Annotated in this window: 17 protein-coding genes and 1 pseudogene; 9 read left to right on the forward strand and 9 right to left on the reverse strand. The window is 43.3% G+C overall.

Going from position 1 to position 23,690, the window contains the following annotated elements; translation table 11 throughout:
- Positions 1-22: 22 nt before the first annotated feature.
- The 4 genes from F0251_RS22555 to F0251_RS22570 all read right to left on the reverse strand — a co-directional run bounded on the left by F0251_RS22555 (position 23) and on the right by F0251_RS22570 (position 6,081).
- On the reverse strand, positions 23-1,927 hold the full coding sequence (locus F0251_RS22555) for a diguanylate cyclase (RefSeq protein ID WP_171731865.1): 1,905 nt from the start codon (positions 1,925-1,927) through the stop codon (positions 23-25).
- Between the two features lie 236 nt (positions 1,928-2,163).
- Positions 2,164-3,912, reverse strand: a complete 1,749-nt coding sequence (locus F0251_RS22560) for a formate--tetrahydrofolate ligase (protein WP_171731866.1) — start codon at positions 3,910-3,912, stop codon at positions 2,164-2,166.
- A gap of 271 nt (positions 3,913-4,183) precedes the next feature.
- Complete coding sequence (locus F0251_RS22565; protein WP_008216948.1) at positions 4,184-5,488, reverse strand: inosine/guanosine kinase; 1,305 nt, start codon at positions 5,486-5,488, stop codon at positions 4,184-4,186.
- 116 nt (positions 5,489-5,604) lie between these two features.
- On the reverse strand, positions 5,605-6,081 hold the full coding sequence (locus F0251_RS22570; protein WP_061030989.1) for a CreA family protein: 477 nt from the start codon (positions 6,079-6,081) through the stop codon (positions 5,605-5,607).
- Positions 6,082-6,330: 249 nt separating this feature from the next.
- Between F0251_RS22570 and F0251_RS22575 the strand changes: the two genes are divergently transcribed.
- From F0251_RS22575 to F0251_RS22585, 3 genes are all read left to right on the forward strand, one after another.
- Complete coding sequence (locus F0251_RS22575; protein WP_116870684.1) at positions 6,331-6,825, forward strand: hypothetical protein; 495 nt, start codon at positions 6,331-6,333, stop codon at positions 6,823-6,825.
- Between the two features lie 60 nt (positions 6,826-6,885).
- On the forward strand, positions 6,886-8,694 hold the full coding sequence (locus F0251_RS22580) for an HD domain-containing phosphohydrolase (RefSeq protein WP_061030987.1): 1,809 nt from the start codon (positions 6,886-6,888) through the stop codon (positions 8,692-8,694).
- Between the two features lie 261 nt (positions 8,695-8,955).
- On the forward strand, positions 8,956-9,684 hold the full coding sequence (locus F0251_RS22585; protein ID WP_116870683.1) for an HAD-IA family hydrolase: 729 nt from the start codon (positions 8,956-8,958) through the stop codon (positions 9,682-9,684).
- 442 nt (positions 9,685-10,126) lie between these two features.
- Here the strand turns inward: F0251_RS22585 and F0251_RS22590 are convergent, their stop codons facing one another.
- Complete coding sequence (locus tag F0251_RS22590; RefSeq protein ID WP_008216941.1) at positions 10,127-11,551, reverse strand: methyl-accepting chemotaxis protein; 1,425 nt, start codon at positions 11,549-11,551, stop codon at positions 10,127-10,129.
- A gap of 148 nt (positions 11,552-11,699) precedes the next feature.
- Positions 11,700-12,923 (reverse strand): aromatic amino acid transport family protein, encoded by a 1,224-nt coding sequence (locus F0251_RS22595; protein ID WP_171731867.1) that lies wholly within the window; start codon positions 12,921-12,923, stop codon positions 11,700-11,702.
- Positions 12,924-13,370: 447 nt separating this feature from the next.
- On the opposite strand from F0251_RS22595, the gene F0251_RS24590 reads away from it, so the two are divergent.
- The 3 genes from F0251_RS24590 (at position 13,371) to F0251_RS22605 (ending at position 15,577) form a co-directional block, all read left to right on the forward strand.
- Complete coding sequence (locus tag F0251_RS24590; protein WP_008216938.1) at positions 13,371-13,499, forward strand: hypothetical protein; 129 nt, start codon at positions 13,371-13,373, stop codon at positions 13,497-13,499.
- Between the two features lie 137 nt (positions 13,500-13,636).
- Positions 13,637-14,248 (forward strand): ACP phosphodiesterase, encoded by a 612-nt coding sequence (locus F0251_RS22600; RefSeq protein WP_171731868.1) that lies wholly within the window; start codon positions 13,637-13,639, stop codon positions 14,246-14,248.
- 57 nt (positions 14,249-14,305) lie between these two features.
- Positions 14,306-15,577, forward strand: coding sequence for a DEAD/DEAH box helicase (locus F0251_RS22605; RefSeq protein WP_061030982.1), 1,272 nt, complete (start codon positions 14,306-14,308; stop codon positions 15,575-15,577).
- A gap of 99 nt (positions 15,578-15,676) precedes the next feature.
- Here F0251_RS22605 and F0251_RS22610 read toward each other — a convergent pair whose 3' ends face one another.
- Complete coding sequence (locus F0251_RS22610) at positions 15,677-16,423, reverse strand: TetR/AcrR family transcriptional regulator (RefSeq protein ID WP_061030981.1); 747 nt, start codon at positions 16,421-16,423, stop codon at positions 15,677-15,679.
- A gap of 150 nt (positions 16,424-16,573) precedes the next feature.
- Between F0251_RS22610 and F0251_RS22615 the strand changes: the two genes are divergently transcribed.
- The 3 genes from F0251_RS22615 to F0251_RS22625 are packed head-to-tail and all read left to right on the forward strand — an operon-like array spanning position 16,574 to position 21,773.
- Entirely contained in the window at positions 16,574-17,662 is a 1,089-nt protein-coding gene (locus F0251_RS22615) for an efflux RND transporter periplasmic adaptor subunit (protein ID WP_116870681.1), read from the forward strand.
- Positions 17,662-18,717 carry an efflux RND transporter periplasmic adaptor subunit gene (locus tag F0251_RS22620; RefSeq protein ID WP_171731869.1) on the forward strand — a complete coding sequence of 352 codons (1,056 nt, stop codon included), beginning with the start codon at positions 17,662-17,664 and terminating at the stop codon, positions 18,715-18,717. Before F0251_RS22615 ends, F0251_RS22620 begins: the two co-directional genes overlap by 1 nt.
- Complete coding sequence (locus F0251_RS22625; RefSeq protein WP_171731870.1) at positions 18,714-21,773, forward strand: efflux RND transporter permease subunit; 3,060 nt, start codon at positions 18,714-18,716, stop codon at positions 21,771-21,773. Before F0251_RS22620 ends, F0251_RS22625 begins: the two co-directional genes overlap by 4 nt.
- 175 nt (positions 21,774-21,948) lie before the next feature.
- Here the strand turns inward: F0251_RS22625 and F0251_RS22630 are convergent, their stop codons facing one another.
- Both F0251_RS22630 and F0251_RS22635 read right to left on the reverse strand, forming a co-directional pair.
- Positions 21,949-22,686 carry an EAL domain-containing protein gene (locus tag F0251_RS22630; RefSeq protein ID WP_116870679.1) on the reverse strand — a complete coding sequence of 246 codons (738 nt, stop codon included), beginning with the start codon at positions 22,684-22,686 and terminating at the stop codon, positions 21,949-21,951.
- A gap of 573 nt (positions 22,687-23,259) precedes the next feature.
- Positions 23,260-23,574 (reverse strand): annotated as a pseudogene (locus F0251_RS22635) (hypothetical protein); the annotation flags it as partial.
- Positions 23,575-23,690 lie beyond the last annotated feature (116 nt).

Genomic DNA, 23,690 nt, shown 5'->3' on the forward strand with positions numbered 1-23,690 from the left:
TTGCCTAGCTGACGCTTTGGAGCTAGGCGATTTCACTCATCTCTGTGTCTAAGAACAAACATACGCTATCACGGCCCGCGGCTTTCGCTTCATATAGCGCCAAGTCGGCACATTTATAGTTGAGAGCCGGATCGCTCGTTAGGTTGGTGATACCGGCACTGACGGTAACAACACTGTCTAGCTCAAGGCTAACCGCAATTCGCAGTCTATTAAGTACGTAGTCAGCTTCATCTGTTGTGGTGTGAGGCAGAATAACCCCAAACTCTTCACCGCCAATACGCGCTACGAAGTCAGTTTCACGACACTCACGTTGCAATACTTGAGCAACGGTCTGAATCACTCGATCGCCATAGTCATGACCAAATCTATCGTTGATTCGTTTGAAGTGGTCGATATCCAAAATCGCTAAGCAAGAGTGCTCGCGGGTAGGGTAACGATTAATACGAGAACATTCGTCACGCAGCTCAAGATCAAACTTACGTCGATTCCAGCATCCCGCTAGGGCATCTTTTTCACTCAAGTTTCTAAGTTTGTTCTCAAGCTCTTTGTGTTTGCTGATATCAACAAACGATGCGACATAAAACTGAATCACACCTTTAGCGTCTTTGATGGTTTGGATGCGAAGTATTTCGGTGATTAACGACCCGTCTTTACGGCGATTGACCACTTCACCTTCCCACATTCCTTTCTCTTTGATTACGCCCCACATTTTAATGTAGAACTCTTCATTGTATCGACCGGACGCAAACATCGATGGTTGACGACCTTTAACATCCTCTAAGTCATAGCCGCTTACGCGTGTAAATTCTTGGTTTACCTTGATAATGCGGTTATTACGGTCGGTGATTACTAAGGCAGACATACCGTTCATCGCGGCTTTTGCTAACTGGCTTTCAATACTGTTTTTCTTGTGGTTTCTGTTCCAGAGCACAAACCCTGCCGAGATCATTGAGATTAAAATCGTTAAGGTAACGATCTGTACAACGATGGCGTGGTTTTCGCGTTGATATTGGCTATTAAACTGTTGATTTTCGACGTGAAGAACCATGTAGATAGGGCCTTCAAACTGTTTGATCTTCGGGCTGATATCGGCGTGAAAATACCAGTTTTTACCATCAAAATAGCTAGAAGAGGTGTTGTCTTGTATCGCTGCCCAAAGTTTTGGGTACTGTTTGGCGTAGGTTTGTTCTGAACGCGCTTCAATTACATGGCCGAACGACTCAGAAGGGTCTGGACCCATAATGATGTGGCCCGTCTTGTTAAGGATGATTGGGACGGCAGAAGAATCACCAATCTGATAATGAAGGCGCTTATAAATCTCAAGCATATTTAGATTAGCAATGAAGTAACCAATGATGTGGTTGTTATCAGCTACTGGTGACATGATGCGAAGCGCCGGTACTAAAGGTCGAACAATTTCGCCATTTTCAACCTCTAGATCAATCCCTTTACTACTGACATCGCCAACCTTTAATTGTTTGAGCACCTCAAAATAGTTACGGGACGATTTGTCTTGAAGTTCGTTCGCGGGTACGACCTTGGCTTGACCATTCTTGTAATTAACTCTGAAGACTTCATTCCCGTCTAAATCAAGATAGCGTAATTGAGAATAGTACTTCTGACCGCGAGCCAACATAACCCAAAGATCTTGCAATGCTTCAGTATGAACGGTCGATGGTTCGTTGATTGCACGCAGAAGTGTTTTTGATTCAGCTATAGAAGGGACTGAATCGGAGATCTGCTCAACGATGACCGCTAGCTCATGAAAGCTGTATTCGATTTGGTTTTGGCTAGATTGCTTAATGTTTAACGAGTGCTGGGCTTCTACTCTGTCTAATTCAGAGTTGATATAGAGGGCAGGGACTAATCCTAGGGCAAATACGGTGCACAGAAATTGGCCGACTAGTTTTTTTATACTTGTATTCATCACTGTCCTCAAAGAATCAGCGCAATACTATATATTTTATAGGGTTTTTAATGTGATCTTGACCCAGAACTTAAGACAAGTTTTGCATATTATTGTGGTTTTACTGCAACTTTGTGCAATTGAGCTTGATTATCGAGCAACCCATCAACAACAAAACGGTTGCTCGATATAGACTTTCGTTCCGAAAAAGAAGCGTTTAAATCTCGATTTTTCGATATTTATCTGGATAAAGGTGTCTAACTAAGGCCAACAATATTTCCATTGCTATCAATGTCTAACGACATGAATGCTGGTTTATCTGGTAATCCAGGCATCGTCATTACATTGCCACATAGAGCGTAAATAAATCCGGCACCCGCACACAGTTTTAGCTCCCTGACAGGAACGTCAAATTGGCTTGGTGCACCTTTGACTTGTGCTTCTGTTGAAATAGAAAGTGGTGTTTTTGCTAAGCATACAGATAACTCGTTAAAGCCGTGCTGTTTAAACTCCGCCAGTTGCTGTTTCGCTTGAGGGGATAGGGTAATGCTCGCCGCACCATAACCGATTTCCGCAACCGCCATCAGTTTCTCTTCTAAGCTTTGCTCTGCTCGATACAGTGGTTTAAATTCACTGTCACTCTGGCATGCTTTGACTACGGCATGAGCGAGTTGAGTGACGCCGTCACCGCCTTTGCCAAATGCTTCACTGACTTCTACTGTTACCTTGCTATCAAATTCTGTGATCATCTGTTTCAACGTAGCGAGTTCTTGCTCTGAATCCTGTGGGAATCGGTTAATGGCAACAACAGTAGGCACGCCATATTGCTTAACGTTGTTGATGTGCCATTTTAGGTTTTCGAAACCAGCAATTAGCGCATCTTGGTCATCACTGAAGATTGAATCTGGTAGTGGATTACCAGGTCTCAAGTCATATAAACCTGAGTTCGCCTTTAACCCACGCAATGTCGCAACAACTACCGCACAGTCGGGCTTCTTATTGGAAGCTTTCGCTTTGATATTGCATGCTTTTTCGAAGCCCATATCAGAACCAAAACCGCCTTCAGTCACCACAAAGTCACTCAGTTTTAGCGCAATCTTATCAGCAATAATTGAAGAGTTGCCATGGGCGATGTTTGCGAATGGACCGGCGTGGATTAGGGTTGGAACGCCTTCGAGCGTTTGCATCAATGTCGGCTCAATGGAGTCTTTCATCGTCACGGTCATTGCACCAGCCACACCAAAGTCGTCTGCGGTTAAAGGTAGACCTTGATTATTGTAGGCAAGAACAACGCGACCAATACGTTGACGTAAGTCTTGAAGGTCATCGGCCAGTGCTAAAATAGCCATAAGTTCTGAGGCCGCTGAGATATCAAATCCGTCTTCGCGTTCATAACCGTTGATCGTTTTATCAGATTCGTTTTTACCCACAGTGATCATACGTAATGCGCGGTCATTATGATCGAGTACACGTCTCCAAACAATTCTGCTGGAATCGATATCCAAGGCTTTCAAGCCAGAGCGCGCCTCAAAAGCTTCTAAGCCTTCACGTTGTTCGTGATAGAAACGTGCATCGATCGCTGCAGAGGCAAGGTTATGAGCGGCCGTTACGGCATGAATGTCGCCAGTCAGGTGAAGGTTTAATTCGTCCATAGGCGCAACTTGAGAGTAACCACCGCCAGCCGCACCACCTTTAACACCGAATACAGGGCCCATTGAAGGCTGGCGAATACACGCCATTGCTGATTGGTTAATCTTGGCAAGCCCTTGCGCTAACCCGATGGTCGTTACTGTCTTACCTTCACCGAGTGGTGTGGGCGTAATCGCAGTCACAACAACCAGTTTTCCGTCAGGTTTCTCTGACAAGCGTTCAAGTGATTTGAGAGACACCTTCGATTTATATTGCCCTAATGGCTGGTGTTCATTGTTTTGTAGGCCAGCGTGCTTGGCAACCTCACTGATGTTTTTAAGGGGAGTAGAGCGACAAATATCGATATCAGACTGCATATTTGATCCTTATATCAGAACCGAAAGGTGGTACGTAAACGTTTGCGTGGCGATGGTACTGTATAAATTTGCTAAGTAAAGGCAAACCACAGGAATTATGTGCTGGAAGATAACAGATTTGAAGAGTCATTGCGCGAGATCAAATCTTCAATGAGCAAAATATTCGATTTGATTTTGCATTAAGTGCACACATTTACGCTGAATACAAAAAGGGCTGCATATCGCAGCCCTTTAAGATAGGAAAGGTAACTCACGTAATAAGTAACGTGGATTAACGATCCCAGTATGTTTCTTCTAAGCTATCTTCGCGTTCTGGTAATGCGCGAGAGAGGCGAGGAGAGTGCTGTGTTAATACTTCGTAACTTACGCGGTTTGCGTACTTACAAATTTGAGACAGTGAAGAGTACGTAAGACACGCGTGCTCGTGTTTCTCTGAGTTTGGTACGTTAACGAAGTGGTAGCTGTTTGCTGCCATGTCGTGTAACAGAGCTGAAAGTGCGCCATCACCAGCACCGTTAGTGTTCTTAATCTCTAATGGGCCACCAAGGTATGGGCCAATGTGAGAGTACACTTTTACCGGGTTTTCACAGTCTTGTTTACGCATTGCACGGCTGAATTCATACTTGTTGAACTCAGGGATATTACCTGGCAATAGTGGAAGCGTAGTTTCGCGTTTTGCTAGCTCGTCTGTATAACCTGCCATGTAAAGGCCGATTGGACCAGCAGTACACAGTACTAGGTCAACCCACTCTAAAGCTTTGTTCGCTGCAAGAAGTGGATCTTTTTCGCCTGTTAACGCTTCACCTTCGTCTTCATTCATCGCAACGATGGTCACGTTCTCTTTCAGATATTCTTGCCACCATTCAGCATTACCTTCGATCACGTACTTTGTACCGAGTGTAAGAACAACTGGCACGTTATGCGCTTTTGCATACTCAATCGCTTTTTGTACCGCTTTTGGCATTGGATCTTCAGGATTACCACGCATTAGGTATGAAGACACGACAAGCGCTGATGCTTTCTCGAAGACTTTCTCAGGAATGCTTTCAGGAAGAAGCTGGTTCATGTGTCCTTCGTTGATAGCAAACGTACGCTCACCATCTTCGGTGATTAGCGTGTAACAACGACCAATCGGACCATCAACAGTTTGTAGGTGGTTTAGGTTCATACGAGAAGAAGTGCGGCATAGGTAACGGTAACCAAATGAGCCAACTTCAATTTTCTTAGACATTACGCCAAGCAGCACAGATTTGCTGTCTGCAAGTACGGAATAGTTGTGCAGTGTGTTGCCGATAGTATCGCCTGGGTATTGATGTGTGATCAAACCGCGCTCTACAAGCTCTTCATACAGCGCATCGGCTTTACTTTCTTCCAATACAAGTGAGTGACCTTTACTCAGCTCATATTTATCTAGGAACGCGCTGTCAACACGGGCTTCGATATCAACAATCGTTTGACCGACACCAACGATCGTTGCGCGGTGCAGTTTAGGTGTTTGTTGAATTTGGTTGACCAACGGATCACGTGCGTGAGTTGGAAAGTAATGCTTAGATTTACGCTGTCCAGGAAACTTCATATGAAAAATACAGTGAAAAAATTTTGCCGCATGATATCACATTTTGTTTCTGTTTCTTTCATTTTTATTACATTTTGAATCACCTGCACAATGTCTGTACAGGTGATTCGTATTGATTATTCTGTTGGTACTAGTGTCGCAGGATCAACATAAGCCTCTGTGCCCCATAGAGGAACGGTAGACAGGCTATGTTTGAAGCTGCCTTCAGTCTCTTTCGTTGTGTAAGACAAGTAGAGTAGAGATTGATTCTCAGCGTCGTAGATACGGCGAACTTTCATGGTCTTGAAGAAGATACTTTTCGACTGTTTGAACACCACTTCACCTGATTTACTCTTATCAATCTTCGCTATCATTTCAGGCGTGATTTCACCCGTTTGGCGGCAAGAAATAGAGCTGTCACTTGGATCAGAAAGGCTGAGGTTTGCCTCGATGGAAGCGATGTGACAAGTCACTCCTGGAATTTTGTCATCGTCTAATGATGACATCTTAATGTCCTTCATTGTGAAGAAACCTAAAGATACGTCGCCAACCTCGTTGTCCGAACAGCCTGCTAACATTGTCATGATACCGGCTGCTATTAAGGCTTTTTTCATAAGAAGTCCTTTTTATTTGTATAGTTCTGTTTACTATAAGGAAAATTGAAAGCTTGAATACGAGTGTAGAGCTTTTCGCTAAGTTCTTAAAGGATGTTGTTAGATAATGAAAAATATGAAGCATTTAAAGTACTTGTTGGCCTTGGTGATGCTCTGTATGCTCTCTGCATGTAGCTCGGCGCCTCAGCCGACCGTATGTCTTCCAAATAACTGCGATATTTGGGGATACTAACTGTAGGTACTAAAAGAATGAATAACGAAATACCTGAAATAGCATTAAAGAAAAATCAATGGTTATTTAGCCAACTCGACATTGCATACCCCGCAAAAGAGAGCCTTCTAGGTTTAGATATCTATAAAAAACAACTTTCCCAAAAAACTTACCAACTCCTTCCGCAAGCTCAAACTCCCTCACACATCGATGAATTGCACAAAGTTGATTTTCACAAACTCACGGTACTTTTCTCGCTCAACCAAGCTAGTGCGTATCAAGATGAAGCCGAAAGGGCCAATATCTTGGAGTTCCTGAGCCAAATCATGTTGTCAGATGAGCATGACTTATATGTCGGCACTAAAAACGGTGACGTAGTGGCGAGTGCGATTGTGACCGTCAGTGAAGATGAAGTGTTAATATCGGATATTGTTAACCAAGACGATCAAAATATTGTCGGGTTTGCTAAACAGTTACATGATTTTTGGGCACAAGATCAAGGTTCTTTCGATAAAGTATGGTTCGAGAACTAAAGATCCTTTGAGAAAGCGTTAATCTGAGTACAATACACCGTCTTTTAAAAAGGGTTCGGTATGTACAAGCTATTGATCTCAATCGCTGTATTGTGTGTTAGCGCTTTTTCTCCTGTGATTTATGCTAATGACTGGGATGTTAAACAAATCCTAGTTCTTCACTCCTACGAACCTTCCTACCAATGGACCGCGGATTTCCAAAAGGGCATCGATAGTGCGTTTAAGCAATCTCAAAGCGAAGTTAAGCTCTCTATTGAGCACCTAGATACCAAGCGTATCCACAGCCAACAATACTATGACTCTCTAGTCGAATACTTCGAAGCCAAATATTCAGATTATGAATTTGAGGGGGTTATTGTGACAGATGATAACGCTGCCAACTTCCTTGAATCATTGAGTTCTATTATTGACCGTTCGACGCCAGTAGTGGCAGTCGGTATCAATGATCTCAGCACCGACATGTATGCGGTGAGTGATAAAGCGACCGTGCTTTATGAGAATGATCATATTGATATTAATATCGAGCTTATCTCTCAACTACGCCCTAATATCAAGAACTTATACTTTGTAAATGATTACAGTGTCACGTCTCAGCTGATCCGTAAAGAAGTTCATAAAGTCATGGCGGGCTTCCCACAAATCAATTTAGTTGAAATCAATAATCAAACACTGGAGCAGGCCAGCCAATACCTGAAAAACATTTCTCCTGACGATGCCGTGCTAATCAGCCACTACAATACAGAGCTAACCCAAGGTGTTTACCACTCTTATACGGAAATTGCTGAGACGCTATCTAAGGCGAGTGCAGCGCCCGTATTCGCTCTTTGGCAGTTTTATATTTTAGGGGACGTTCTAGGTGGCTATGTGAACCACTCACAAAGCATGGGGGAACAGGCTGTCGATGCTCTCGACAAATATGTACCACTGGGTTTTAAAAGCTCTTTGGTCCCAGGTGATAACGTACGTTTCGTTTTCAACTACGACGCGATTCGGAAATACGGTTTAAGCGAAAGCGCGTTGCCTGAAGAGTCCGTGATTATCAACGAACCTTCCTCATTTCTGCGTAAGAACTTTCAACTGCTTCTGGGTTTGACCATGGTTATTGCGGGTCTTAGTTTGATTATCGTGATGCAATTCATCACTTTACGCCAAAAGAAAGAGCTAGCGAAAAAGAACAAACGCATTCTGTCTCTGCAAAAGCAAACTTTGAATGTCCAAAAAGAGATGATTCATGTACTAGGTGAGGCCATTGAGACACGTTCAGGCGAGACAGGCAATCATGTTAAACGCGTGGCTAAGTTGTCAGCATTGTTAGCCAAGCACAGCGGTTTGAGTCACCGCGAAGTCGAGATGATAGAGATCATCAGCCCAATGCACGATGTCGGTAAGATCTCGGTTCCAGAGTCTATTCTCGACAAACCGGGTAAGCTAACCGAGCAAGAGTGGGAGGTAATGAAGCTTCACACCACAGCGGGTTACAATTTGTTGAAGAGCGGTTCAGGTGATATTACTAACCTAGCGGCGATTATTGCCAATGAACACCATGAACGTTGGGACGGCGCCGGTTATCCAAATGGTAAGTCGGGTGAAGAAATCCACTTGTTTGCTCGTATTACTGCGGTCGCGGATGTATTTGATGCATTGCTGAGCGCGCGTTGTTACAAAGAGCCATGGTCTTTAGATATGGTTGTAGACTTATTTGAGCGAGAATGCGGCTATCAGTTTGATCCTAACCTGACTCAGTTACTTCTGAAGCATTTACCAGAGTTTGTCGCGATACGAGATGCCTATCCTGACACCGCAGCTTTTGAATATACCTTGAAGATAGAAGATAAATCCAAAGTCGAAGCAGAGTCGGCAGTCAGTTAATACTTCGTACAACGATTTTTGTATTCTAAGATTTATATTTTCTCCTATTAACTTCAGTTTTTTGTAAAGCTTTCAGGCATTGATACTGTGAGCCTGGTGATAATTTGATGAAAACTGTTGCTTATGGCGACTCAGAAGGTGATCTGCTGCATATTTTGCGAAGAGAAATAAGCATGCATCCGTAAACTGTTACCTCAGTCATCCCTCACTTTGAAAGAACCCTATAGGATAAAACTTGGATTGAATCTGAGTGAGAGAACTATGCGGTTAGAACAGACTAAATGTGTGATATTTGATTGCGATGGCACGCTTATCGACAGTGAAAAGCTGTGCTGCCAAGCCTTAGTCAATGTCTTCAGCGAATTTGGGGCCAACCTAAACCTCAATGACTGCTACGCTCACTTTCAAGGCGGGAAGCTAGCAGATATTTTAATGGACACGCAGGCTCGTCTTGGTTTATCCATCTCCATTGATACACTTGAACCTTTATATCGCACTGAATTAGAAGCCTTGTTCCAACGGCACTTGAAACCGATGGATGGCGCTATCGAACTGATTGAATTCCTCAAACATCAAGACATCGAATTTTGTATTGCTTCTAATGCACCGAAATCTAGAGTTGAATCTTCTCTCGCAATGACAGGTATGCTTGATGACTTTAAAGGGAAAGTGTTTTCGGCGTTTGATGCAAACAGCTGGAAACCAGAGCCAGACTTGATCATGTATACCGCAATGAATATGGGTTTTTTACCTAATGAGTGTATTTATGTTGACGATACCTTGAAAGGTATTGAAGCAGGTGTAAGAGCGGGTATTCAGTCGTTCAGATTAAGACCGAATGTAGATGAGACATTAAGTGATGATCCAAAAGCCGATACAGCAGAGCTGGCGGCTCAGGATATCTATAGTTTGGAAGAAATTTCCGTTTGGATTAATGGCAAGCACTGCTCAAGTGGTGATAAACCGAGCTCTGCAGCTTTGGTGGGTTAGCGCCCAATTGAAGGCTGAGTACTTTACTAAATTGTTTTGTGTGAAATCCGCAGGATGCGCAAGTAAACTTCTCTCCACTTTCCGAGAGTAGATATTCGTCATGTTGGCATAAAGGGCATGTCACGTCTTCGATGTTTGGTGCTTCTGTTTTATTCATTATGTGTCACCTGCAGCAAGAGGGTAAGCGAAAAAAGACCCGTATAGCTAGATTACTCCTAAGCTCGTTTATTAGACAGTTTTGCTCCCTTATATTCTCTCCTTTGCGACTTGCTTCATGGTAATGATAATCTCATCGTTAGTACCCATGGTAAATGTAATGACATTGGTGGATTTTATTAAAAAAGGACTCATAGCGAGTCCTTTTTAGTTTGCTTTCAATTTTTTCTAGTTCAGAAGCTGGCGATTATTATTTTCCAGCGCCATGACGCTCATCTTCGTTAGGTTAAGTGCGATATCTCGCTAAAGTCTGAGATAGGGTAATCGATGCGTCCGTTAGCTTTGATACACCGTTCGATGAGTTTTGAGCGACTTCTTTTATTACATCGGATTGACTGCGAATGTCATTGAGCTCTGCGGCGATGGTATTCGCTACGTTACTTTGCTCATCAGCAGATGTGGCGATTTGAATACTCATGTCCATTAGCGCTTGTGCGGAATCAGCAATTGAGTTTACGTCGTCGCCGATGTTTGAAATCAACTGGCTACTGGTCTGCGCTTGATCGACGGTTTGCTCGGTAATCTTTGCAATGTTTTGGCTTTCTTGTTGCAAACGCTCAATCATAGCTTGGATCTCTACCGTTGCGGATTGAGTTCGGCTAGCCAGCGTTCGTACTTCATCAGCAACCACCGCGAAACCACGTCCTTGTTCGCCCGCACGAGCTGCTTCAATGGCCGCGTTCAATGCGAGTAGGTTTGTTTGCTCTGAGATAGCATTGATTGTGGTTATCACTTCGTTTATTTGACTGGTGTTCACATTCAAGCTGGTCACAGAAGAAGAGGTTTGCTCGATCAAAGAAGACAGGGTAGTTATTTCTGAAATTGCTTGTTGTACCTTCGCGTGGCTGTCGTTAATTTGTTGTGCGTCTTGCTCCGTCTGCTCGGTCGAACGTGCTGAAATGTTAGATACTTCGTTTGCAGAAGCTGTCATTTGGTCCATTGCTGTTGCAACAGAGTCTAGCGAAGCGTTTTGACTCATAATTTGTGTCTCGCTGCGCTTCATCTCAGTTTCAAAAGAAGAAGAGGTTTCGCTAAGCGTTGCGGCGCTTTGGTTAACGTTGTTTACCAGTTCGGTCAGAGTATCCATTGATCGGTCAAGTGCGCAGCCAATCGTTCCAAACTCATCACGTCCTGGGTGGAAGCCGAGTCGAGAGGTTAAATCGCCATCTCCAATCTTTTGAGTTGTTGTATAAAGTACCCAAAGTGCGCCTCCTAAGAAAGTGGCAACCCAGTAGCAGAAAAGACCGAAAGGGACACACCATAAAAAGCTGAGTAATAAAGTGTACAGTGCTTGCTGTTTTTGGTCTTGAGTATCGTAATTAGGAAGGGTCAGTGAATAGTATTTACCGTCGGTACCGATTGCCGTTGCCGTAACAACGCCTTTATCTGAAATCGTTGTAGCGTGAGGGTTTGATTGTTGGGTCACGCCACTTACGCTAGTTGGGATATCTGAGGCTGATAAAATGCCTTGTAATTGGTATTCGGCTTGTTGTTTTGCACTAGTGTCAATTTGCTCCATTTTATTGACATAGTTGAGGCCAGATAAGCTTGCTACTGCAGCGAAAAAGATTAAGAAAATAACCCAAAACTTATCGTTGATAGACATTTTGATAAACAGCTTGTCTATCGTTCGAAATTGTACTTCTTTCATAAAAACTCCACGGTAAATCCTTTACCGTGGACTCTAAATAACCGACCTCAATAAAAATGTGATGTAAGCCGAGTAATTGTGAAAACTAATGATATGGATATGTCATTAATGAGATCTCGATCAATTATATCATTCGCGTAACCCGTTATTAGCCCAGTGAAGGTAATAACCCTAGTGATATAAGGATTTGAATCGCAATAATAAATACACCAATACTCCCTGCTAAAAACAACGCCTTGCTTCCACCTAGCACTTGGTAGGCTGCAGCGGTGTCTTGAGTGTTGATCGTGAAATCTGTGTAACGTACTTTATAGACCATCACGGTAGGCAACAGAATCGCTAGCACTGAGAGTGCAATTGCTGCATAGCCTAACGCCATGATAAAGCCTTGCGGGTAGAACAGTGCAAAGCCAAGTGGAGGCAAGAAAGTGATAATCGCAGTCTTAACACGTTTTGCACTACCTAGCTTATTGCTTAATGAGTCGCCCATAAATTCAAATAGACCCAAGCTCACACCGATAAATGAAGTGAGAAGAGCGAGGTCGGCAAATACGCCTACGATGACGCTAAGGTTTGATTGGTGCACCGTTTGCGACAACGAAACCAATAGGGCACCTAGACTAGTGTCAGAAAGTAATTGTTCTTGGCTTACAACGCCTAAAGTAACGCCTTGCCAGAAAATGTAGATAACTAAAGGCAAAGCAGAGCCGATGATCATTACTTTACGTAGCGAGCGTACATCGCCATCTAGGTATCTTACGATAGAAGGGATACTGCCGTGGAAGCCGAAAGACGTGAACACGACAGGAATAGCTGCAACGATCAGGCCTTGCTGTAAAGGCATGCTCAATAGGTATTGAGAAGTGATGTTTGGTGCTAGGAAGCTAAGTACCAGAACCATAGCGATCAGTTTCAAACCAAATAAAACGCGGTTTACTTTATCAACACTGTGTGTGCCAATGGTTACAACGCCCGCTACTAGCAGTGTGAAGAGTAAAGTCGTGACTTGACCGTTCAGTTCAATACCCGCTATATCTGAAATACGCTGATTAAACTGTGCACCACCGCCCGCGATGTAAGCTGCGCATAGAGCATAAAACAGGAACATAACCGCGAAGCTCGCAATCCATTTCCCCTTAGTACCTAAAATCGTGTGAGCCAGTGTGTGTAGGGTCGCGTCGGACTCCACGAATTGGTGAAGCTCAACCATTAATAATGCTGTAAACGCCATTAATGCCCACAAACCAAGCATCAAGAAAAGTGAAGTTGAAAAGCCAATGCCTGCAGAAGCAAGAGGAAGAGCGAGCATGCCAGCACCAATCGTTGTGCCTGCAATGATCAAAGTACTACCGAAAACCTTTGATTTATTCATTGTATATAATTCTTTACGTTAGAGTGTGTTTTCATTGTAATTCTTCTAGCTTAAGCGCATAAACCCAAAGAATATCTCGATTTTGAAGTATTCTGATTGAGTTTAATTCCAAATGCAACATCTAATGTAATTAAAAATATCCACTGTAAATTTATGTTTACGATTGTTTTGGGTCTAGGCATTTAAAAGGGTGAAGCAAACGTTTGACCATGATCTGCTTCAAAATTTATAGAGTAATTTGTTGTACTTGGTGTAAGGTGGCAGTACATATGTCGTTCGCGTATACCCCTTTAGCGTAGATAAGCGCTGATGATCGCGAGTAGCTTCAAGCTATAAATATGGAATGGGTAGAGTAGAGTGCGTTCATCAAAGTGACATAATATAAGTCCAAGATGGTGCACTAGTTAATTGGACAACACGTCCACACCAAGGAATAGAGGGGGCACAATGAGTGACCAATCTTATAATGACGAAAGTCTTGAGCTGTTAGATGCTATGGAAATTGGCATTGATTTATCTGACTACGAACAGACAGTTAAACAGTTAGCAGAAGAGCTTTTTACATCTTCTAACTAACGTTTCATTTCAATTCTTATACTGAGCAAATCTGATTCGCTCACTCGTCATACCAAAAGCTATCCTCATTAAAGTTCGCGAAGATAAACAAGTACGTTTACCATGTTACTTAGTTCTCGACACTTTAATGAGGTTCAATGAACTTTCTCGCACACCTTCATATCGCCAAACACTGTAAGAGCAACCTAGCAGGAAACTTGTTAGGTGATTTTGTGAAAGGCGACCCAAATAAACACTATTCAGATTCGCTGTCCGACGGAATTCGACTTCATCGCTTTGTAGACAGTTATACAGATAGGCACGAGGTTTCTCGTTCTGCTAAATCACTCTTTTCAAATCAAACGAAACGCTTTGCGCCTATTGCACTCGATGTATTCTGGGACCACTGCTTAGCTAATCATTGGGCTCAGTTCTCGACACAATCACTTGACCATTTTTGCTCCGACAGCCATCAGCAGATCTTTGAAAACCAAGAGCCACATTGGCCTGAGCACTTCATTACTGTTCACCAAAAAATGGCTGAGCAGAGGTGGTTAGAGAGCTATCAAGAGATGTCATCCATAGAAATGGTGTTACAACGAATGGCGTTGCGAAGGCCAAAGCTCGGTCTGCTTAAAGCGTGCTATGCTGACTTAGAAATTCACTATGATACGTTGCAGTGTCACTTTAATGAGCTTTATCCCATGGTTTTGAAGGAAGCAAATGAGTTTAATGCACTCCAATTACAGAAAAATCAAAAGGAAAGGTAAACAGCGTAATCCAGGTTTGCTACAATCCGCGCCTATTTAATCTTTGAGCATCATACTATGTCTGAATCTACGAAATCTTTTAACCAACTAGGATTGTCTGAGCATTTACTTGCTACGCTATCAGAGCTTAATTTTACGGCTCCAACCAGTGTTCAAGAACAAGCGATTCCTTTGGTATTAGAGGGTAAAGATGTGCTGGCTGGTGCTCAAACGGGTACGGGTAAAACAGCGGCTTTTGGCTTGCCAATTATTCAAAGATTACTCGCAACTAAAGATAACGTTATTCCAAACCCTAAGTTAGTTCGTGCTCTGGTTTTAGTGCCAACGCGTGAGCTTGCACAACAGGTATTTGATAACGTAACTAGCTACGCAAAGGGCACAGACCTTAAAGTGGTAGTGGCTTATGGTGGAGTGAGCATGAAGGTCCAAACCGATAACCTACGTGCAGGTGCCGATATCTTAGTTGCGACTCCGGGTCGTTTGATAGACCACATGTTCACTAAGAACATCATGTTGAGCCAAACAGAAGTATTGGTATTAGATGAAGCTGACCGCATGCTAGACATGGGTTTCATGCCAGATATCAAACGTATTCTTTCGCGTATGAATGAAGTGCGACAAACTCTGTTTTTCTCGGCAACGTTCGACAACAAAATCAAAGCCATTGCGCACCGCATGATGCAGTCACCAAGTGAAATTCAAGTGACACCAACCAATAGCACTGCTGAGACGGTTAAACAGATGGTTTACCCAGTCGATAAGAAGCGCAAAAGCGAATTACTAGCGTACTTAATTGGTTCAAATAACTGGCAACAGGTATTGGTGTTTACTAAGACGAAGCAGGGCACAGATGCTTTGGTTAAAGAGCTTAAATTGGATGGGATTAAAGCGGCATCAATCAATGGGGATAAAAGCCAAGGTGCTCGCCAAAAAGCCCTCGACGATTTTAAATCAGGTAAAGTAAGAGCACTTATCGCAACCGATGTTGCTGCCCGTGGCATCGATATTCAGCAGCTTGAACAAGTGGTGAACTACGATATGCCTTACAAAGCGGAAGACTATGTGCACCGTATTGGTCGTACAGGCCGCGCGGGGAATAGTGGCCTTGCAATTTCTCTTATGAGCCACGATGAAGCGTACTTGCTGGGCGCAATTGAGCGACTACTCGATACACGTCTACCTCAAGAGTGGCTAAAGGGCTTTGAACCTAGCCCCGAGCAAGATGTGTCACCTGAGCGAGGTGGTCGTAGTAAAAGCCGTTCAGCAGAAAAGCGTAAAATGAAAGCAAAGCTCAAGATTCACCAAAATCGCGGTAAGGCTCGCCGATAACCGGGCTTTCTGAACCTTTCCAATAAAAACGCGCCGTTACATGAATGATGTAACGGCGCATTTTTTTATCGTTCAAATTATTTTTGCCTGGAATTGATGTCAGTCGTGGTTGTGTTCTGGGTTACATTTCCACTCGCACGGCACTTCATAAATTAATTCTTCTAGAGTGCTCGGGTTAAGTACCCATTCTTCTTCAATAGCAAATTGATTAACCATTTGTTTATTGAACATCTGCCAGTGTTTCATTAGCGCTTCTTCAGCCGTTGCCTCCATATCACCTTCGTTCCAGGTACTTTCCATGAAGGGAGTTAGGCAAACTGCGCCGTTCGCGAACATAATCATTTGCCATTTAATTTCATAAATATTGACGGCTTTTTCCGGATTCGCTTTGTTGTATTGGTCTGCAAGCATGTTTATCTCATACTCAAGATCGCCCACATTATCGATAAAGTAGTCAACGAGGTTGTCTTCTTGACGTACAGAATCTGAGAGAAGCTGCATTGGTCTTCGAGAATGGATCATGTTAGTAAACAGACGCATGGCAAACAAATAGATCGAAATATTCGGTGCAACACCTTTTGGCAATTCCTGCATGATTTTACTGATGTAAGATTGAAAATACACATGTAAACAATCACTTATTGCGTGCCATATCTTTTCTTTACTACCGAAATGGTGGCGAATGAGGCTATGAGATACACCAGCTTTTTCGCTGATATTACGCAACGAAACACGTTCGTAACCAGAGTCACAGAACATCTCTGCAGCCACAGTCATTATTTGAAATCGAGTTTCTTCAGCGTCTTTTGCGCTTCTTCTACCTTGCTTCTTTTCAGTCATCTTCATTTCACACATTTATCCGATTACGACATTCTACACTGTTTTTACTGAAATAAAAAATACTGCACAGGTGGAAAGTAAAGCTTGTGAATCTGCAGTTTTTTAATATACTGCACACCTGTGTAGTAAATCATAATAATTAAATGGAGACGCAACATGCAATCCAAGGTGTCTATTCACGCCAAAACAAGTAAGCAGGTAGGTGCAGTGATCGCCGCGCTGTTACTCGCAGGCTCTTTGGCTGGGTGTAACAAGGTTCAGTCAGAAGAAAATGTACAGGTGATTAAGCCCGTAAAGTTATTTGAGATCCCCCAACAGACGGATGTTGATCTTGATAGCTTTATCGCAAAGGTCGACGCGACAGATCGTGCTGCGTTGTCATTCCAAGTGGGTGGCGATATCGAAGTTTTCGATGTTCGTATGGGACAAGAAGTTAAGAAAGGCCAAGTTTTAGCCGTGTTAGATGCAACGGATTACCGAATTGCGGTTGATGCTGCACAAGCGAAATTTGACCTTGCGAACAGTCAATACAAGCAGGCTTCGGAGTTGTACTCGAAAAAGCTTGTGAGTACCGATTATTACGACCAAGCCCTTAACACTTTTACTGCCGCTGAAGTTGAATTGGACCAAGCAAAAACAAACCTTGGCTACACGACATTAGTTGCTCCTTTCGATGGCGTGGTATCGATGGTATTTGGTAAGCAATATCAGCTAATTGCGGAGAAACAGCCAGTTCTAAACATTTTGAACAACGGCGAAATGGATGTGACGTTCTCTATTCCAGTTTCAAAACTCGAAGACCGTTCGATTCAAGATCTAACAAGCTCAAACATGTGGGTTGTGATGGATAGCCACCGCGGCATTCGTATCCCAACTCGCTTTAAAGAGATATCAACTCAGCCCGACGAAGATACCAACAGCTACCAAGCGGTTGTGTCCATCGAAAAGCCTCAAGATATCAACCTGCTTTCAGGAATGACAGCGCAAGTGGAAGTACAGAAAAACCGATCGGACTACGGTATCGGTATTGTTGATTCAGCTTGGTTGAGCAAAGACACGGACCATGGTGAGTTGTGGCGCTACAACCCAGATTCGCAATTGATTTCTAAGGTACAAGTCACTCTGAATAAACAAGGTAATGTGATTGATGGTCTGTCTTCGGGCGACTTAATCGTAGAAGCAGGTGTCGATGTTTTATCTGAAGGACAACAAGTAAAAGCATGGCTACGTGAGGGTGGTATTTAATGAACCTTTCTAAATTATCAGTGGTTGTTGCATCAGCGTTGTTACTTCAGGCCTGTAATAATGAAATCCAACATCGCGAACAGCCGCCTTTGTTGGTGTCAACTTTTGAAGTCGGCGCACCATTGACCGATCAGTATAGAAGCTTTAACGGTCAGGTTATGCCTGCAGAACTCACACCATTGTCATTTAAGCTGGCTGGTGAAATTCAACAAGTAACCGTAGAGGCGGGGGACGCAGTAGAAAAAGGGCAGCTGCTCGCAACGTTAGATAATGCTACTTACGTTCAAGACCTTACTGACGCAAAGTCCCAGTTCGAGCTAGCCAGTAAACAACTCGCACGTGGTACTGAGATGTTTGGCAGCAAAATGTTGTCGCAATCTGAACACGATCAATTGACGGCTAATTACAAGCTTGCGTCGGCAAATTTAGCAGCAGCGGAGCGTAAGCTCAGTTACACCAAATTGCTCGCACCATTTTCAGGTACGGTTTCCACGGTAGACAAGGAACGCTTTGAAAACGCGACTCCAGGAGAAACGCTACTTAGCTTGTATCAGAACGATAAAGTTTACGTGCGTATTCAAGTATCGGATTCGATCTTAGCATCGATTAGCCCAGACATGCGTTCCAGCAGCTACCGTCCACAAGCAACCTTCGGTGGACACTCTGGCCAATACCCTCTGACTTACCTAGAACACACAAGCGAACTGCACCCGCAATCTCGCACTTATGAGTTTTGGATGCAGATGCAACAACCTGAAAATGAAATTCTGCCGGGTACGAGCGTGACCGTGAATGTCGATATGGCAAAGGCTGGCTTGAGCGATGTTCAGGGCTACCAATTACCTATGACGACGCTAGAAGCGGGCTCCGAAGCGAATCAATTTTACGTTTGGAAAATGGAAGACGGCCAAGCGTTCAAGAGCGAAGTTGAAGTCGAAAAGGTTAGCGGCCACGGCGCACTCATTGCTCATGGTATCGAACAAGGTGACGTACTCGTAAATTCAAATCTAAGAAAACTCCGTGACGGAATCAAATTGTCAGGAAAAGCAGAATGAACATCGCAGAATATTCAATAAAGAACAAAGTAATTAGCTGGCTGTTTCTAGTCATTTTAGCCATTGGCGGTGTCACTTCTTTTGGTAATCTATCCCGTTTAGAAGACCCAGCTTTTACCATTAAAGATGCCATGATTATTTCAACTTACCCTGGCGCTACATCAATGGAAGTTGAAGAGGAACTGACGTATCCACTTGAGAAAGAGATACGACAGTTGCCTTATATCGATAAGATCACATCGACCTCATCGAATGGTATGTCTCAAATTATGGTCAGCATGAAGATGGACTACGGTCCCGACGAGCTGCCCCAGATCTGGGATGAAATGCGCCGAAAGATAAACGATCTACAGCCAACTCTGCCAAGTGGTGTTAATTCCGTTCAGATTATCGATGATTTTGGTGACGTATTCGGTGTGATGATCATGCTGACCGGTGATGGCTATGACTACGTTGAGCTTAAACAGTACGCCGATTACCTAACGCGTGAAATCGAACTGGTCGACGGTGTCGGTAAAGTAAGTATTGCCGGTGACCAACAAGAACAACTGTTTGTCGAGATGTCACTGGAACGTTTAGCCGCATTGAACCTAGATATGTCGACGGTTACGTCACTGTTAGCACAACAAAACAGTGTGGTATCTGCAGGTGAGGTGATGCTGAATGGTCAAAGTCTAACAATCAAGCCAAACGGCACATTGAGCACGGTTGAAGAACTAGAAAACCTGATCATTCATGGTCGCGATACAGGTAATCTGATTCGATTGAAAGACGTTGCCGAAGTGACTCGCGGTATTCAAGAAAAACCAGGCAATGTATTAACGTATAACGGTAAGCCTGCAATTAATTTAGGTATAGCGTTTTCTTCAGGCGTAAACGTGGTTGAGATTGGTAAAGCACTCGATGCTGAACTTGATCGCCTAGAAAGCATTAAACCAGCAGGTGTAGAACTGAACTACTTCTACAACCAAGCGCAAGAAGTCGATAAATCAGTGGCTGACTTCTTAATCAGCCTAGTTGAAGCGGTAGCGATCGTTATCATTGTACTGTTGTTTGCGATGGGATTACGCAGTGGTTTGATCATCGGTTTAGTTCTTCTGTTGACGGTATTCGGTACTTTCATCTTGATGGACTACAACAACGTGGAATTGCACCGTATCTCACTGGGTGCACTGATAATCGCGTTGGGTATGCTGGTGGACAATGCGATTGTCGTCGTTGAAGGTATTCTGGTTGGCTTGAAGAAAGGTAAGACTAAACTTCAAGCAGCGAAAGACATCGTGACACAAACACAATGGCCATTATTGGGCGCGACCATTATCGCTATTACAGCCTTCGCACCGATTGGTTTGTCGAAAGACGCGACAGGCGAGTTCATGGGCTCACTGTTTTGGGTGTTGTGTTTCTCATTATTCTTAAGTTGGGTTACGGCACTCACGTTGACTCCGTTCCTTGCAGAAATGATGCTGAAAGAAGAAGACAAGGTCGATGAGAACGAAGATCCATACAAAGGTATTCTGTTTGTTGTATTCGGCGCGTCTCTGAAATTCGCACTGCGCTTCCGATGGTTAACCGTGGTGAGCATGGTTGCTCTGCTGGCTGCATCAATTGTTGGTTTCGGTATGGTGAAGCAACAGTTCTTCCCACCATCAAACACGCCAATGTTTTACGTCGACATGTGGATGCCAGAAGGTACCGATGTTCGTGAAACCATCAAGCAGACTGAAAAAGTGGAAAGTTACATTCGTCAACAAGACGACGTGGAGTTTGTAACGACAACGGTTGGGCAGGGCATGCAACGTTTCGCTCTGACATACCAACCAGAAAAGAGCTACGAAGCGTACGCCCAGTTGCAAGTAAGAACCACTGACCGTGACACCATGTTTAAAGTTCTAGAAGGACTAGACAAAGACTTGGCCAATAGATTTGAACAACCTACGTTCCAATTTAAACTGATTGAGTTTGGTCCATCACCAGCATCTAAAATCGAAGCGCGTATAAGCGGCGCTGATCCACAAACACTTCGTAATATCGCGGTACAAGTGGAAGACATCTTGTTAGCTGACCCTGGTTCTCGAAACGTTCGTCACGATTGGCGTGAACGCACTAAAGAGCTGGTACCGCTGTTCAACGAATCTAAGGCTCGTCGCCTAGGCATTTCAAAAACTGATCTGTCCGAGACGTTACAGATGGCGTTTGGTGGTTACAACATCGGCCTACTGCGTGATGGTACGCATATGTTACCTATCGTGGCACGTTTACCGGAAGAAGAGCGTTTTGATTTCGAATCGCTAAACAATGTGAAGATTTGGAGCCCGTCGCTACAAACCTACATTCCAGTTGAACAAGTAATTGATGGTGTAGAGCTTCAATGGTCTGAACCACTGATTCAGCGTCGTGATAGAAAACGCACGCTAACGGTATTGGCTGACCATGATGTACTGGGTGATGAAACACCAGCAAGTTTGTTTGCTCGTGTGAAACCAAAGGTTGAAGCATTAGATTTGCCAGAAGGCTACAGCATAAGCTGGGGTGGTGAATACGAAAGCTCTAAAGATGCACAAGAGTCTCTGTTTGGTTCATTGCCAATGGGCTACTTATTGATGTTTATCATCACTATGCTTCTATTCAATTCGGTACGTAAGCCGCTTGTGATTTGGTTTACGGTTCCACTGTCTATCATTGGCGTATCAATTGGTTTGTTAGGTACTAATATGCCATTTAGCTTCACGGCGTTCTTAGGCTTACTTAGCTTAAGCGGCATGATTCTGAAGAACGGTATCGTACTGCTTGACCAGATCAACAGTGAACTTGCGACAGGTAAAGATCCTTACTTAGCGGTTGTAGATAGTGCGATCAGTCGTGTACGACCGGTGTCTATGGCAGCACTAACGACTATCTTGGGTATGATTCCCTTGGTATTCGATGCATTTTTCGGCTCGATGGCGATAACCATCATGGCAGGCTTAGGCTTTGCTACAGTACTAACGCTAATAGTAGTACCTGTGATGTTCGCTATCCTATATAGAATCAAACCGTCCACTGCGGGTTATTAGGGATTGATATAAAACAGATTCTTTTAAGCCAGCCCAGTCATTGTTGACTGGGCTTTTTTGTATCTAATTGCTTTGTGAACATGCTCAAGTCAGATCAAACCTGAGTCAAAGACGAGCATGAAGTCGTAATGGGGTTCAATCAGTATTGAGTAGAGCGAAAAAAGGAAGAGGGGAATTACATTGCAAGTAGTAAGTCGAGTTCAATCGGTTGTGGCATCGCTAAATGGTAGCCCTGGAACATATCGAATCCTAACGCCTGCATACGTTCTAGCTGCTGTTGAGTTTCAATACCTTCAATCACCGTTTTCGCGTTGATCGACTCAGCTAGAGAGATAGCAAGCTCCATATCGGACGCATCGCCATCCTCAAACTTCAGCATGACAGAGCGGTCGACTTTAATGATGTGAGGGGCAATGTGTAAAACGCGGCTTTCTGTAGATGCTTGAGTGCCGAAATCATCGACAGCGATTTGGAAGCCGTTGTCTGCAAGGGAGGTTGCTGCCAATTTGAGCTTTTCTTCACTATCGACACTAAGTTCAACGAGTTCCATGACGATTTGGTCACAGGACAGGTTTAACTCGTGGAGTCTTTTAGCCAATAAGCTCTCGCTTACTTTTTCTGCGGCAAAGAGTTCGCCTACATTTGGCAGAACATTCAAAAAGAGTTGAAGGTGACGGACAGTAGATTGAGCAAAGTTACGTATATGAATTGCGCGACTCAACCTTTCGACGTTTATTTTATCCGCATTAGAGGTTTCGTCTGAATGAAAGAAGTGATCGGGGCGAACAATCTCGCCGTCGTTGTTTGAAATACGCACCAAAGCTTCGACACCTATCTGACACATTGAACGGTCAAATATAGGTTGATAGACGCTTCTTAGAGTGAGGTCTTGATATTTAGCAATAAACTGCATATCGGCATCTACTGATATACAGCTAATAAATTCACTTCTGTCTGATAAAATCATATTCGCTAGTAAGGGGTAATTCATTGACGGACATAAAAGTCACGGCTGTCACAATATTGACAGGTGTAAGTAAATTGTCAATTAATAAAAACTTATTTGTCGGGTCAATGTATAAATAAATATAATTAACGAAAAATCAGCATGATAATTGATATTAGTCATTAAAGTTACTTATCATTAACTGCAATTAATAGTTTTTATGAATTAATGAGCTGAGTAACATTGTCCACATCATGATGCACCAACTTAAGGCAATACGGGCTATACACAAGAGAAAAGTAGGGTTAAAGGACTAGATTATGGGTGAATGTCAAAGTTGTAAAATCGAACAGCTTTGATCTTTGCATAGAAATGCTATCTACTTCTCAAAATACATTCAAAACACCAAGTTGTTATTATTTAACCTAAGTTAACTTTTGGATAAATAATGAGCGCATGAAAAATAGATTTTTGTAAAATATTGGGATGAAGATCTAGGATTCGGTATTTAATATCAAGTACAAAAGCTGAGCGATATTCTTATTGCCATTGAAGTACAGCGTAAAGTTGTAGGTATTTGCGAACCAATTGCTGGTTACCTGAACGTTTTAAAGGGTGGCCAAATTTAATAAAACACGGACTGATCTTAAAGTTACTATTCAAATCGGCAGCAAATTGAGAGTCACTCTCTCTAAGTGTAATACCTTGTTGGCTGTACTCGTTTATCTCGTCGGGCAATTCGCCCATCCACCAGTGCAATAACTCTCCGCTGTTCTTACTTCGGCTTATCCAATGGTCAGAGACGATAATCAGAAGATCATTGGGTTGAATCGCAAACCCGTATTCTTGCTGCCAGTTGTGGATATCTTGATCTGCTCCAGTAAGACTGGACACCGCATTAAGCGACATATTGTTTTTCAAAGTTAACTGGGCTTAGATACCCAAGAGCACTGTGCCTTCTTGTTCGATTA

Origin of the sequence: Vibrio sp. 070316B, assembly GCF_013114115.1 — a bacterium.
GTDB lineage: Bacteria > Pseudomonadota > Gammaproteobacteria > Enterobacterales > Vibrionaceae > Vibrio > Vibrio chagasii_B.